Origin of the sequence: Aromatoleum sp., from assembly GCF_032027225.1 — a bacterium.
Taxonomy (GTDB): Bacteria; Pseudomonadota; Gammaproteobacteria; order Burkholderiales; family Rhodocyclaceae; genus Aromatoleum.
On sequence record NZ_JAVSMM010000011.1, the window covers coordinates 1 to 13,888 of the forward strand.

At 67.7% G+C, this 13,888-nt stretch carries 11 protein-coding genes and 1 pseudogene; 1 reads left to right on the forward strand and 11 read right to left on the reverse strand.

Annotated features, from left to right (window positions below):
- Positions 1–175 precede the first annotated feature (175 nt).
- The 4 genes and pseudogenes from ROZ37_RS12950 to ROZ37_RS12965 form a co-directional block, all read right to left on the reverse strand.
- On the reverse strand, positions 176–685 hold the full coding sequence (locus ROZ37_RS12950; protein ID WP_312659903.1) for an acyltransferase: 510 nt from the start codon (positions 683–685) through the stop codon (positions 176–178).
- 311 nt (positions 686–996) lie between these two features.
- Positions 997–3,036: an acetoacetate--CoA ligase gene (locus tag ROZ37_RS12955; protein WP_312660056.1), complete on the reverse strand. Its 2,040-nt coding sequence runs from the start codon at positions 3,034–3,036 to the stop codon at positions 997–999.
- Positions 3,037–3,240: 204 nt separating this feature from the next.
- Positions 3,241–4,362, reverse strand: a pseudogene (locus tag ROZ37_RS12960) (phosphotransferase); the annotation flags it as partial.
- Positions 4,363–4,377: 15 nt separating this feature from the next.
- Positions 4,378–5,367 carry a hypothetical protein gene (locus ROZ37_RS12965; protein ID WP_312659905.1) on the reverse strand — a complete coding sequence of 330 codons (990 nt, stop codon included), beginning with the start codon at positions 5,365–5,367 and terminating at the stop codon, positions 4,378–4,380.
- A 315-nt stretch (positions 5,368–5,682) separates the two neighbouring features.
- On the opposite strand from ROZ37_RS12965, the gene ROZ37_RS12970 reads away from it, so the two are divergent.
- Positions 5,683–6,114: a hypothetical protein gene (locus ROZ37_RS12970; protein WP_312659906.1), complete on the forward strand. Its 432-nt coding sequence runs from the start codon at positions 5,683–5,685 to the stop codon at positions 6,112–6,114.
- A gap of 121 nt (positions 6,115–6,235) precedes the next feature.
- Here the strand turns inward: ROZ37_RS12970 and ROZ37_RS12975 are convergent, their stop codons facing one another.
- From ROZ37_RS12975 to ROZ37_RS13005, 7 genes are all read right to left on the reverse strand, one after another.
- A complete protein-coding gene (locus tag ROZ37_RS12975; RefSeq protein WP_312659907.1) occupies positions 6,236–7,018 on the reverse strand; it encodes an enoyl-CoA hydratase/isomerase family protein in 783 nt (260 codons plus the stop codon).
- A gap of 159 nt (positions 7,019–7,177) precedes the next feature.
- On the reverse strand, positions 7,178–7,951 hold the full coding sequence (locus ROZ37_RS12980) for an SDR family oxidoreductase (protein WP_312659908.1): 774 nt from the start codon (positions 7,949–7,951) through the stop codon (positions 7,178–7,180).
- Entirely contained in the window at positions 7,948–8,799 is an 852-nt protein-coding gene (locus ROZ37_RS12985; protein WP_312659909.1) for an SDR family oxidoreductase, read from the reverse strand. The genes ROZ37_RS12980 and ROZ37_RS12985 overlap by 4 nt, the downstream gene beginning before the upstream one ends.
- A gap of 97 nt (positions 8,800–8,896) precedes the next feature.
- Positions 8,897–9,670, reverse strand: coding sequence for an enoyl-CoA hydratase-related protein (locus ROZ37_RS12990; RefSeq protein ID WP_312659910.1), 774 nt, complete (start codon positions 9,668–9,670; stop codon positions 8,897–8,899).
- Between the two features lie 164 nt (positions 9,671–9,834).
- Complete coding sequence (locus ROZ37_RS12995; RefSeq protein WP_312659911.1) at positions 9,835–10,578, reverse strand: SDR family oxidoreductase; 744 nt, start codon at positions 10,576–10,578, stop codon at positions 9,835–9,837.
- A gap of 12 nt (positions 10,579–10,590) precedes the next feature.
- Complete coding sequence (locus tag ROZ37_RS13000) at positions 10,591–11,760, reverse strand: epoxide hydrolase (RefSeq protein WP_312659913.1); 1,170 nt, start codon at positions 11,758–11,760, stop codon at positions 10,591–10,593.
- A 187-nt stretch (positions 11,761–11,947) separates the two neighbouring features.
- Positions 11,948–13,450: a phosphotransferase family protein gene (locus ROZ37_RS13005; RefSeq protein ID WP_312659915.1), complete on the reverse strand. Its 1,503-nt coding sequence runs from the start codon at positions 13,448–13,450 to the stop codon at positions 11,948–11,950.
- Positions 13,451–13,888: the final 438 nt, after the last annotated feature.

The window sequence follows — 13,888 nt, forward strand, 5'->3', positions numbered from 1 at the left end:
TATTGACGTAACTGAACAGAGCGTTCTGTTTGTGGTCGGTGCCACGCATCGAGATTATTGATTTGTTGATTCGAATGGAATTATATCAGCCCTGAAATACCCGCCAATACTAGGATTTATCGTAAATCAACACCCTGCTAAGTACGGCAGTCAAAGCGGCCCCGCGGAAGGCGATTCAGGCGGGGCGCCCCGTTTTGGGAAGGCCGCGCGCTTCGTTGCGTGTATCTCCAATCACACGCGCGGGAACGCCAGCCACGATTGCGAAGTCGGGAACGTCCCGCGTCACGACTGCGCCAGCACCGATGAGCGCGCCTTCGCCGATCGTCACACCCGCCATGATCGTCGCGTTCGATCCGATCGACGCGCGACGGCATACGTGCGTCGGCTCGACGCTCCAGTCGCTTTCATCCTGCAAACTGCCGTCCGGATTCGACGCGCGCGGATGGCGATCGTTGATGAACATCACCCCGTGTCCGACGAAAACCTCGTCTTCGAGGACAACTCCTTCACAGATGAAGGAATGCGACGAGATCTTGCAGCGTTCGCCGACCGAGGCATTCTTCTGGATTTCGACGAAGGTACCGATTTTCGTGCCGTCGCCAATGCGGCACCCGTACAGATTGACCAGCTCCGGGTGGAATATCTGCACGCTTTCGCCTAGCGCGACCGTGTCTGCAATTGGCATCCCGACGCCTCCCCTTTCGCTTCCCGACCGCGGCACAAACGTCCAAAAAACGAATGCATTCGTGGATCGCGATTATGTGCGAAAGCACTCCGGCCAAGAATACCGACATCAAAGTGGAGAGCTATTAGGATCCACGTAGAAGATCGCAAATGAGGCGGATCGCGTGGCGCTTTTCTGCTCGGCGCCGGGACCCTCATCCAGGCCGGACATCCGGCGAGCGCAGGCGCTCTCGTGCCTCGGGCCAATCACCACAGGGAGCGCGAGGACGGACGAGGAGACGCTGTAAGCGCCTCCGCACCCGCCCTGTCGGTTCAGCTCGCCAGTTCTTCCCGCCGCTCGAACTGCGCGAGCGCCTCCGGGTTCGCGAGCGCCTCGATGTTCTTCACCGGCCGGCCATGCACGACGTTGCGCACCGCGAGTTCGACGAGCTTGCCGCTCTTCGTGCGCGGGATGTCGGTGACCTGGACGACGCGCGCCGGCACGTGGCGCGGCGTCGCGTTGTCGCGGATCGCCTGCTTGATCCGCGCGGCGAGCGCATCGTCGAGCGTGAGCCCGTCGCGCAGGCGCACGAACAGCACGACGCGCACGTCGGTCGGGTCCGTGGGCGGCCAGTCCTGGCCGATGACGATCGATTCGAGCACTTCCGGCAGCTTCTCGACCTGGCGGTAGATCTCGGCGGTGCCGATGCGCACGCCGCCCGGGTTCAGCGTCGCATCCGACCGTCCGTAGATGATCACACCGCCGTGCTCGGTGATCTCGCAGAAGTCGCCGTGGCACCACACGCCGGGGAAGCGCTCGAAATAGGCGGCTTGGTACTTCGCGCCGTCGGGGTCGTTCCAGAAGCCGATCGGCATGCTAGGGAAAGGCTTCCGGCACACCAGTTCGCCTTTCTCGCCGACCACCGGGCGGCCGTCGTCGTCCCACACTTCGACCGCGAGCCCGAGGCCGACGCACTGGATCTCGCCGCGCCATACCGGCAGCACCGGGTTGCCGAGCACGAAGCACGACACGATGTCGGTGCCGCCCGAGATCGACGCGAGCTGCACGTCGCGCTTGATCGCCGCATAGACGAAGTCGAAGCTCTGGGGTGCCAACGGGCTGCCGGTCGACAGCACCGAGCGCAGCGCCGAGAGGTCATGCGATTCCACCGGCCGGACGGTGCCTTTTGCGAGCGTCTCGATGTATTTCGCCGACGTGCCGAAATGCGTGATGCGCTCGCGCTCGGCGTAGTCCCACAGGATGCGGCCCTCGTCGACGAAGGGGTTGCCGTCGTAGAGCATCAGCGTCGCGCCGGCGGCAAGTCCGGAGACGAGCCAGTTCCACATCATCCAGCCGCAGGTCGTGAAGTAGAAGAGCTTGTCGCCTTCCCTCACGTCGGCGTGCAGCTTGTGTTCCTTCAGGTGCTGCAGCAGCGTGCCGCCGGCGCCGTGCACGATGCATTTGGGCACGCCGGTCGTGCCCGACGAATACATCACGTAGAGCGGATGGTTGAACGGCAGGCGCACGTACTGCGGCTGGGTCTCGCCGCGGTGCGGCGCGACGAAGTCGTCGTAGGACAGCGCCCGCGGCAGGCCGGCGAGGTCGAGGGGCTTTCCCGCCGCGAGATAGGGCACGACGACGAGCCGCTCGACGCTCGGCAGTTGCGGCACGAGCTCGGCGAGCTTCGGACGGACGTCGATCGCCTTGCCGTTGTACCAGTAGCCGTCGCAGGCGATGAGGAGCTTAGGTTCGGTCTGGCCGAAGCGGTCGAGCACGCCCTGCACGCCAAAGTCCGGCGACGCGCTGGTGAAGACCGCCCCGATCGAGGACGCCGCGAGCATCGCGACGAGCGTCTCGGGCATGTTCGGCATGAACGCGGCAACGCGGTCGCCCGGCTGAACGCCGAGCGCGCGCAGCGCCGCCGCAAAGCGCGCGACTTCGATGCGCAGCTCGACGCGCGTCATGCGCCGTTCGAGCTTGTCCTCGCCGCGGAACACCAGCGCCTGCGGGTTGCTGCTCTCGCGCAGCAGGTTCTCGGCGAAGTTCAGCCGCGCATCGGGGAACCACTTCGCGCCTGGCATCCGCTCCGCGTCCACCAGGCCGCGCTCACCCTGCGCGCCGATCACGCCGCCGAACTCCCACACCTGGCGCCAGAACGCGAGCGGGGACTGGATCGACCAGTCGTGCAGCGCCGCGTAATCGGCGAGCGGCAACCCCGTGGCGGCGCGCGCGTGCGCGGTGAAGGTGGTGATGCCGGCCGATGCGATCTGTTGGTCGCTCGGGCTCCAGAGCGGAGCGTTCTCGGCCGCCGCCGTCGTCCAGGCCGCGCCGCCCTGCTCCGTCCCCGACGTCGCCCGTTCCTGTTCCGACAGCCGTTTGCGGAGGGTGCGCGACAACGCTGCGAGCGACTGCGGCACGGTATTCGCGAGGACGACCGCGACGTCGACCTCCGTGATCTTTCCCGCCAGCAGGCCGGCGCGCGCGGCGAGCGCAACGTAGTGGAACCACACGCAGGCGCGGATCGCGAAGTAGTCGATCACCTGCAGCGGAATCCGCGGGCCGCCCGCGTCGCGGTACGCTCCGAGGAAGCGCTCGTACAGCCCATCGTCCTTCACGCTCAGCCGCACGTAGCCGAGGTCGAACGCCGGGTGCCCGAGGTGCACCAGCTCCCAGTCGAGCAGCGCGAGCAGATGTTCGTCGTCGTAGAGCATGTTGTGGACGCCGACGTCGCCGTGGACGAGCCCCGGCGGAAAGCCCTCGATGCATTCGGCATTCGCGTCGAGCCACGCGATCGCCGCCTGGAGGAGCGGCGACGGTTGCGGCTCCGCGTTCGCGATCCCCTGCGCGAACACCTTCAGCTCCCGTCGCATCTCGTCCGCCGTGCACTCGCGCCGCGTCAGGCGCTCCAGATCGTCGAACGGCGCCGTCCCCAGCGCGTGAATGCGGCCCAGCTCGGCGGCGAGTTCGAGCAGCGCCGGCGTGCCGCACTCCGGCACAAAGAAGCGGTCGCCACCGGCAGTGCGCCCCGGCTCGCGCGACACGACGACAAAGGGCGCGCCGATCGCGTCGGCGGAGCGCTCGACGAGGAAGGGTTTCGGCACCTTGATGCCGGCTTCGTGCAGGCGCACGAGCACGTCGTACTCGTCGCCGACCGTCCCGCCGGTGATCGAGTTCGTCCAGTCCTGGCGGATCACGATGTCGCCCGGCAGCGCGCGCGCGCCGCGCTGGGTGACGAGGACGGTGACCTTCTGTCGCCCCCCGACGAGAAGCTTCGCCTCGTCGATGCGCAGATCGGGGCCACCGAGCGGGTGACGCCGCAGGTAAGCTTCGAGCGCCGCCGCGTCGAACGCGCGTGCCGGCGGCCGGCTGCCGGCGAGCAGTGCTTCGACCCGCGCGAGCGCGTCGCGGTCATGCAGTTCGACCGCGCGACCCTCCGCTGCGGCCGGATCGTCGAGCCCGTCCGGCCCGCACAGCACCCGCCGCACGTCGTCCGAGGGCTCGACCGCGCAGGCCAGCCGCACGACCGTCTTGAGGCAGTCGAACGCCTTCTTTTTCGTGTCCCCTTCGAGCGCCGGCATCAGGTCGCCCGCGATCGCCTCGGCGACGGTGCGCAAGTACGCCGCGGCGAGTTGGGGCGACGCGGTGACGAGCAGGGATTCGAGTGCGGCGTCACGCGCCGATGGCAAATCGTTTCGCATTGGTTTTCTCTCTTTTCAGACGGGACGAACGACGCCGGGATGCCAACCTTCGGCCCAGATCGTGCCGGGCTCGAGGACTTCCGGCCGGCGCGTACCGGCCTGCAGGTTCGCAGTCGTCTCGAAGATGCCGAAGCCGACGCGGTCGCCCCAGCGCACGCGGCACATCGAGTCGAAACAGATGATTCCGTGCACCCAGCTCGCGAGGCAGGGCACGAGGGGCTCGAACTTCGCTTCGAACCGTTCGCCGGTTTCCAGCGTCATGCGCAGGTTTCCTCCGCGGTTCGTGCCGGCGTCGGCGAGGATGATCGCCTCGACTTCGATCTTTTCCGCGTAGATCGCCTGCCCATTGCGGATCACCCAGCCGACGCGGGTGATCGGCGAATCGCCGGTGAGTCGCGTGACCGCGAGGAAGGAGTTGTCGCGATCGAAAGTGCCGAGCAACCATCGGTGACTCAGGTAGCCGCCCCAGGCACGCGGGCCCCAGCCATGGTCGCGCACCGCGAGTGCCTCGACTTCGTACGTCCGCCCCTTGACCGTCAGCGTCCCGCGCACGCCGCATGCGGCGTCCACGTGGTCGCGGTGGAAGCGGTCACCGGGGGCGCGATCGCGGGGCGCGAAGCCGTTGATATCAGGCACCCAGTTATCGACGACGAGGCGCGCTTCAATCCCCGGCTCCCGCACCGTCCACACGATGTTCCGGCCGTCGTACTCGTAGCCCAGGCTGCCGTCCCCGTTCGACAAGCCGTTGTCGCGGCGGTCCTCGGGACGCAGCGGCAGCGTCGAGGAGCGATGGAAGATGCCCTCCGGCGCGAAGATGTTCGTCATGAACTGCGACCGGCCGGCGTTCGGCTCGTGGCCCAGGCGGAAGAAGCCGCCGACCGACTGTTTCAGGTCGTACCAGATCAGCACGAAGCTTTCCTGCCAGTTTTCCTCCGGCCCCGGCTCGTGCGGGAGCTGTTCGGAGGGGGGATAGACGTGCATCTTTCCCCCGCCAACGATATCCATGTGTTCTCGCCTCCTGTCTGGTTTTGCCGCTACCGCTCATGTTCGGCGCCGAACCGCCTCCCCCGCACCGGCGTCCGGTTCTTGCGAGGGATGGTTCGACCCGATGAGTGCACGGCGGCTGAGCTTGACGTGTCGTACTGAAGCATACTATATATACTACATACGAACAGAAGAAGCGGCAGCCCGACGTCACCGATGTGACCACCGAAGATCTTCGGTCACGGGCACGACGGTCGGATCTCGTATGGACGGCAGACAGGACCGGGCGCGCGCATTGCTCCCAAACCAGCAGACAGAACGCGAAGTGAGGCAATCATGGGAACCGACGACCGTTCATTCATTGCATCGCAGCCGGCGGTCAACCCGCAGCGGATCAGTGCGAGCCATACACCGTCGCGCCGCGCGGTCCGAACGAAACCGTCTTTCGCCCTCACGCCGCGGGAACTGGCCGACCAGAATCATCGCTTCGCCGGCACAGGCGGGCGCAGCGAAGAGAACTGCCACGCGGCCTTTCGCCCGGCCTTCCTCGATCGGGACACGTCACAGGTATATGAGTCGCGGTTCGCCGACGGCCGTCCCGCTCCGATCCATCTGCTCGACGGCCTCCCGGACGAGGTGGTCGTCGCGCGCACCACCTGCGGACGCGTGCTCGCCGTCAAGGAATCGGTGATCGCCGGATTCGTTCGTGCGGCCCGCTTCTACAGCCGCGAGGAGGCGGCCGCTGCGCTCTCGCTTTCGGGCGCCTGATCCTGCCCCGCCCTTCCGGCGACCCGGCCGTGCCCACGCCATCCCCGATGTGGGCGGGACGTCCTCCTCTCGCGCCGGAGGACGATGCGGCGAAGCCGCGGATCCCGCCCGCTTGCCGCGCCTACTTCCTGGCCGAACGTTCGAGAAAGCCCCGCACTCGCTCCACGAAGTCCTCCTCCGAGACGCATGCGCCGACATCGAGGCTTTCCTGAACGAAATGCTCGGCCAGGCCGATGCGGTGGGCCTTGTTGATCGCGGCCTTCGTCCTCGCGATGGCGACTCGAGGCATCTTCGCGACCCGCGCCGCGATCTCCATCGTCTTCTCGTCGAGCGCGTGATCGGGCACCACCCAGTTGACGAGCCCGATGTCGAGCGCCTCGTGGGCGTCGAAGGTGTCGCCGAGGAAGCACAACTGCTTGGTCCGTTTCACGCCCATGTGCCGCAGGATGTTGTAGCTCGCGCCGGAATCCGGGATCGCGCCGAGCTTGATCTGCGCGACGAGGAAGCGCGCAGTCTCCGACGCGACTGCGAGGTCCGCCTGCGCGACGAGCGCGAGCCCGCCGCCCGCTGCGGCGCCGCGAACGGACGCGATGACCGGCTGCGGAATGCGCTCGAGGGCGAGAAACATCTGATTCGTCTCGTCCGCGCTGCGCATCCAGAACTCGGCGCGCTCCTCCGACGACATGTGCACGGTCGAATGGAACTGCTTCACGTCGCCGCCCGCGCAAAAATTCTCGCCCGCGCCGCGCAGCATGACACATCGTACTTCGCGGTCGTGTTCGACCTCCCGCAGCAATTCGAGCAGCGCCGGCCACATGTCGGATCGCATCGCATTGAGCGCCTCCGGCCGGTTGATCGTGATCGTCGCCACCCCTTCGGTACGTTCCAGCAGCAGTTCTGACATTTCGTGCTCCTCGCTCGTGTGGTTGTCGCAAGTCTTCACGCGGTTCCGATCAGGATGCAGTCCAGGCCAGGGACTGCCTGGGGACGGACGATCGGGAGTTGTATTTCGACCGGGGCCGACCGCCCGCAGCGGAATCGGCCACGGGAGTTGCGTCGCCGATCACACGGCCGTCGCCCCGCCATCGACCAGCAGCTCGGCGCCGGTCACGAAGCTCGCCTCGTCCGACGCAAGAAAGACGATCGCATTCGCGATCTCCCGCGGCTCGGCCATGCGTTTCAGCGGCACGGCCGCGGTGAGACGGGCAAGCACGCTGTCCGCCCCGGTGCCCTCGCGCTCGCCCAGGCGCTCCATCTGTCGCGCCGCGGCGTCGGTCAGCACGCTGCCCGGGGCGACGACGTTGACCCGGATGCGCCGCTCGTCGGCGGCGAAGTGCAGCGCCGCGGAGCGCGACATCGCCCGCACCGCGCCCTTCGCCGCGCTGTACGGAAACGACTCGGGCAAGCCGACGAAGGCGGCGAGGCTCGCAACATTGACGATCGCGCCGCGTGCCGCCATGCAGCCGCTCGCCATCTTCATGCCGAGAAACACGCCCTCCGACGTCACCCGCTGATTGCGCTGCCACAGGTCGACCGTGGTCTCGTCGAGCGTGAGCGGAATGCGAAACGCGGCGTTATTCACGAGCACGTCGAGCGCGCCGAAGCGCGCCAGAACCTCGTTCCCCAACTCCCGCCAACTCGCCTCGTCGCCGGCGTCGAGCGGCATGAAAACGGCGCCCGCACCCGCGGCGGCCGCGCTTTCCATTCCCGAATCGCCATCGCAGTCCGCGACGACGACCGTCGCGCCCTCCTCTGCGAAGCGCTCGACCGTGGCGCGACCGATGCCGCCGCCACCTCCGGTCACGATCGCGACCTTGCCCGCAAGCCGCCCGCTCATCGCGCGGACTCCGCAGACGCTTGCCGTGCCGAAGCCGGATGCACGCCGGGCGACCCGAATCCCGTCCACGCAATCGGATCGCTTGCCCGCTGCGCCGCCTCCGATGGCGAAAGCATTGCGTCCCAGCGGCTCGCGAGGAGGCGGCGCCCACTGAAGCCGTCCGACGCAGCGGATGACAGGAACACCGCGGGCGCGGCCATGATCGTGTCCGGAAAGAGCTGATCCCGCGGGATGCCGACCTGGTCCGTCATGCGCGATCCGGTGCCGCCGCCGGGGATCAGCACGTTCGCGGTCACGCCGGTGCCGGCGAGCTGATTCGCCATCACGGCGGTCTCGGCCTCGAGCGCCGCCTTCGACCCGCCGTACAGCGGAAAGCGCAGCATGCTGTCGAGGCTCGTCGTGTTCGCAACGATCCGTCCCCAGCCGCGCTCGACCATCGCCGGCACGAGCCGGTTGGCGAGCAGCATCGGCGCCACCGCGTTGACCGCGAAAAAGCGCTCGATCACGGTCCGGTCCGACCGCCAGAAGCGATAGGGATCGACGAGGTAATCGGTGCTGACCGCGTTGAGACTCAGGCCGGCGTTGTTGATCAGGATGTCGACGCGGCCGAACGCGGCGAGCGCGGCGTCGGCGAGCCGCTCGGCTTCGCCGCCGAGCGACAGGTCCGCAACGATCGCCCGCGCGCGTCCGGCCAGGCCTGCCGCTTCGGCCACGGTCGCCGCGAGCGCATCGGCATCGGTGGCGGCAATGATGACGTCGTGGCCGTCGCGCAGCAGCGCGAGCGCCATCACCCGCCCCAGCCCGCGTCCGCCGCCCGTGACGAGCGCCGCCCGCTTGGGCGCGGTCATGTCCGCACCTCGCCGTCAGCGACGATGCAAGGGGCCACGCCTCGCGCGTCGATCACGTCCTTCAACCGACCGCCCGGCGCTCGGATCCCGTCGGCGCTCATTTGCCGCTCCACACCGGTTCGCGCTTCGCCGCGAACGCGCGCAGACCTTCGCGAAAATCCTCGGTGCCGAAAATCCGCTGGTTGCGAGCGTCCGCCGTATGCCCGACAAGCGCGTCGAAGTCGGTGTCGCCGAACAGCGTGTCCTCGGCCAGTTCCTTCGTGACCTCGACCGGGATCGGTGCGCCGCGGACGATGTCGCGTGCCCACACCTTCGCCGTTTCGAGGAGCCGGTCCGCCGGGACGACCTCGTTGACGAGGCCGAGCCGCGCGCCTTCGGGGGCATTCAGGCGGCGGGCAGTCAGCATCAGCCCGAGCGCGATGTTGTACGGGATCTTCCGGCACAGGCGCGGAATGCCGCCGCCGAGTGCCGCGGCGCCGATGCGCACTTCGGACAGCGCGAACTGCGCGTGTTCAGCGGCGATGATCAGGTCGCAGCAGATCGCGAACTCGAAACCACCGCCGAACGCGAGACCATTGACGGCGGCAATCACTGGCTTCTTCAGCCGCCGGTGCGACAGGCCGCCGTAACCGTTCTGCGGCAGCGTGATCTCATCGACCCCCGCGTAATACTTCAGGTCGCTGCCGGCGCTGAACGCCCGCTCGCCCGCGCCGGTCACGATCGCGACGCGCAGGCCGCGGTCGGCTTCGAATTCGTCCCACAGCCCGTCGAGCCGCCGATGCACGTCGGCATTGAACGCATTGAGTACTTGCGGTCGATTGATCGTGATCGTCAGAACTCCGCCGTCCACTTCCGTCAGAACTTCGCTCACGTTGTCTCCTCTCGCTGCGAATCGGTGCTCACCCGGTCCGCCGTCGTCGCCGACCGGCAGAAACGGGTGATCCCGCCTGGTTCATAAACGCCACCCCAACGACCGGCCGCCCGGGGAACGCTGTATCCACCGGCGCCCGCGCGCCTTCAACGCGGCAGGTCGCCTTACAACGACTGCATCGTCGGACGGATGACGATCTCGTTCAGCGACACGCGCGACGGCCGGCTGAGCGCGAACACGATCGCTTCGGCGACGTCCGTGCCCTTCAGCACCTCCATCGCGGCGCGCATCTGGTCGAAGCTCTTCTTTTTCTGCTCGTCGAAGTGATCGAAGAACTCGGTGTCGACCATGCCGGGATAGATGTCGATGACGCGGACGTCGTCGGCACAGAGTTCCTTGCGCATGACTTCCGAGAACGCGGCGACCGCCGCCTTCGTCGCGGAGTACACCGACGATCCCGGAATCAGCGCCTTGACGACCGTCGACGACACATTGACGAGGCTGCCCCGGGACTTGCGCAAGGCCGGAACGGCGAGGCGGGTGAGATTCGCGAGTGCGAACACGTTGGTGTCGAGCATCAGGCGGATGTCGTCGGAAGTGGCGCTTTCGAGTTTGGCGCCGCGCGACAGGCCGGCGTTGTTCACCAGCGCGTCGAGCCCACCGCCCCAGCCGAGCGCGCGCTCGACGAGTCGCTCCACATCCCGCTCGTCGCGGATGTCACACTGCACCGCGAGGAATCGATCGTCACGCGCGTCCAGGCGCTTCGCCAGCTCTTCGAGGCGGTCGAGCCGGCGCGCGGCGGCGACGACCCGCGCGCCGGCGGCGACCAGCTCGGTGGCGGTCGCCGCACCGACTCCGGACGAGGCGCCGGTGACGATCACGACTTTGTCTTGCAATGATTCGGCCATCTTCGCTCTCCTTCAGTTCGCTTCGGCGGCCGTGGCTGCGGGCGCCGTGGTTCTCATGCTGCGGAAGCAGTTCCGCACTTCCTCGACGAACAGGCCGGGCTGCTCGAACGCAGGGAAGTGCCCGCCTCGCGGCGGCGCATTCCAATGGATGAGCTTGCTGAACATCGCTTCGGCCCACGCGCGCGGCGGGCGGCTCAGCTCGCGCGGAAACAGGCTGCAGCCGACCGGCAGGTCGACCTTGCGCGGGCGCTCGCGGAAGCTCTCCCAGTACAGCCGTGCCGCCGACGCCGCGTTGTTCGGCAGCCAGTACAGCATGATGTTGTCGAGCAGTTCGTCACGGCTGAAGACGTTCTCGGGCATGCCGTCGCAATCGGCCCATTCGCGGAATTTCTCGTAGATCCACGCGGCCTGCCCCGCGGGCGAATCGGCGAGGCCGTAGGCGAGCGTCTGCGGACGCGTCGATTGCTGCTTCGAGTAGCCCGCGCCGTGCCGCTGGTAGTCGGCGATCGCATCCCAGGCGGCCTTCTCCGCGGCGTCGGGGTTGTCGGAGCGCTTCGGCGGAATCGTCATCACGGTGTTGAGGTGAATCGCGGCGAGCCCGGGCGCACGCATCGCGCCCAGCGCCGTCGTCACCGCCGATCCCCAGTCACCGCCCTGGGCGACGTAGCGCTCGTAGCCGAGCCGGCGCATCAGTTCCGCCCACATTTCGGCGATGCGCGCGATGTTGCAGCCGGCGCGGGTCGGCTTGTCGGAAAAGCCGTAGCCGGGCAACGAGGGCGCGACGACGTGGAACGCGTCCGCGGCCGAGCCGCCGTGCGCGACCGGGTCGGTGAGCGGACCGATGACCTTGTGGAACTCGATCACCGAGCCGGGCCAACCGTGCGTCATGATCAGCGGCATCGCGCCCGGGTGCGGCGAGCGCACGTGCAGGAAGTGAATGCCCAGCCCGTCGATCTCGGTGCGGTATTGGCCGAGAGAGTTCAGCATCGCCTCGCAGCGGCGCCAGTCGTAATCGGTGCGCCAGTAGTCGACGAGTGCGCGCACGCGGTCGAGCGGTGCGCCCTGCGCCCAGTCGTCGACCGTCTCGCGATCGGGCCAGCGCGTGGCGGCGAGCCGGCGGCGAAGGTCGTCGAGATCGGCTTCGCGGACGTTCAGCGTGAAGGGATGGATCGAGTCGGACATCGGAACTCCTTCAAGGGGACTCGAGCCGTCGCCGCGGCGGGACGCGGACTCGAGAAGGAAGGTGGGGACGAGGCGGAGGACGAGGCCGGGACGCGACCGCCCCTGCGTCAGGGGCCCTGCCGCCTGCTTCCTCGGAAAGGCCATCGCCGGAAATCGCCGCCCGCAGGAAGGCGGTGCCGGCCGGCCGTCAAGGACCGATCTGGCGCTGCAGCGCGGCGGCGATCTTCATCTCGATCTTGCGCAGGCCGGCGAACGAATTCATGCCCTTCATGTAGTCCTGGGTCGCGCCCTCGACGTAGTTGCGCGCGGACATCGCCACCAGCGTCGTGCCCTTGAGCCACTGCAGCAGGTCGGCGAGCGCGATGCGCTCCTCGTCGACGTCGGGCCCGCCGGCCTCGCGGTAGAGGCGCATGAACGCCTCCCACGGCATCGCCGCTTCGGCGAACGGCCGGATCACGCCGAGGTCCTCGGCGGGATCGCCGACGTGCATGAACTCCCAGTCAAGGATCGCCGACAGCCGGTCGCCGTCGACCAGCCAGTTGAAGCCGCCGGCGTCGCCATGGACGATCACCGGCCTGCCCTCGTACGGCTTGTCGATCACCTGACGCGCCCACGCGTAGGCGTAATCGATCAACGCCGAGCCGCGCGTCGTGTTTTCGCGCCAGGTCTTCCAGTAATCCTCGATGCGTGCCCGGACGAGCTCGCGCGGGTCGGCGCCGGTTACTTCCAGTCCGACTTCCGCCGGATCGAGGCTGTGCAGGCGCGCGAACGCGCGGGCAATTTCGGCGACAGATTCCGGGCAGGCGCGGGACGGGCCGTAGAAATCACCGATCGGCGCGCCCGAAAGCCGCTCCATCAGATAGAAGGGTCCGCCGACGCCGGTGACGCCCGTTTCGGTATACAGCGGCGACGGAACCGGCAGCCCGAGTGCGCGCAGGCGCTTGAGCGGCTCGACTTCGTTGATGACGCTGCGCACGGCGTACTTCAGCACGAGGTCCTGGCGCAGGATGAGCTTCGCGGGCAGTTCGGCGGTGTTCGCCACGGTGATCGCCACCGTGCGTTTCGACTTGCCGCCCGGCACCACCGACACTTCGGTCGCGAGGATCGCCGGCGAGTCCGGAAACGCGCCGCGCAGATAGTCGGTGACGCTCTCCGGCGTGAGCGAACCGTCACCGCCCGCGGTCGGCGCGCCTCCCGCCGCGTCGCCGCCGAGATTCGCCACCCGCGCCTGGCGCGCCTCGTCGTAGAGCGTCAGCCACTGGAAATCAAGCCGCCCCAGCTCGCGGATCACCGCGGCGGACGCGGTGCCGACGTCGCGCTGCGCGTCGGACAAATCTCGGATGACACGGCCGGCCAGGTCGCGCAGCGCCGCGAGCTCGCGCTGCGCGGCGAGCCCGTCCTGGCGCTCGATCGCTTGCAGCGATTCCCGATGGGGCGCGACGATTTGCGCGTCGGCGAAGGTGCCGAGAGCCGCGGCGATTGCCTGCCGGTAGGGCTCGCGCAGGTCGCGCAGCAGCACGGACGACACGTCGAGGTCGGCCGCGAGGTAGTCGAGCACCATGCGCGCGAAGTTCATGTCCTCGACGCTTTCGGGAGACTGGAGCACCGGCACGATCCGGTCGGCGAGGCGCTGCGCGACGGCCCGCAACAGGCGGGCGTGATGAAGGTGGGTATCGATCTTCTGCGGCACGTTGAGCTTCCCGTCTTGTGTCGGCAGGGGCGCCGATCCGGATGAGTCCGCCGACCGCGGCCGGCCCGTATTTCGTCAGTATCCTATACGGTGTTTTACCATACGGTAAAGATATTGTTGTACTTGCTTCGGCGTCTGACCGTGCATTTGCTGAGGCACATCGAGCTTTGCTCGCCCGGGGCGCTCGAACATGCGGGCGAGCGGCAACCACCGGCCGACAACCAGGATCATTAAAATATATATACGGTATTGTTGCATACGGTTCGATTTGCTAAAGTTCATCCACAGGCCACGACCGCGGTGTGTCGAACCTCTTCATCCATTCGAAGAGAGCGATCGCCGGATGGCGCCCTTGCGCCTGGACTGCCGTGAAAGCGGCGACGAACGAATCGAACAGGCCCGGCTTCGCCTCTCACCGGAACAATGCCCCGCCACCAC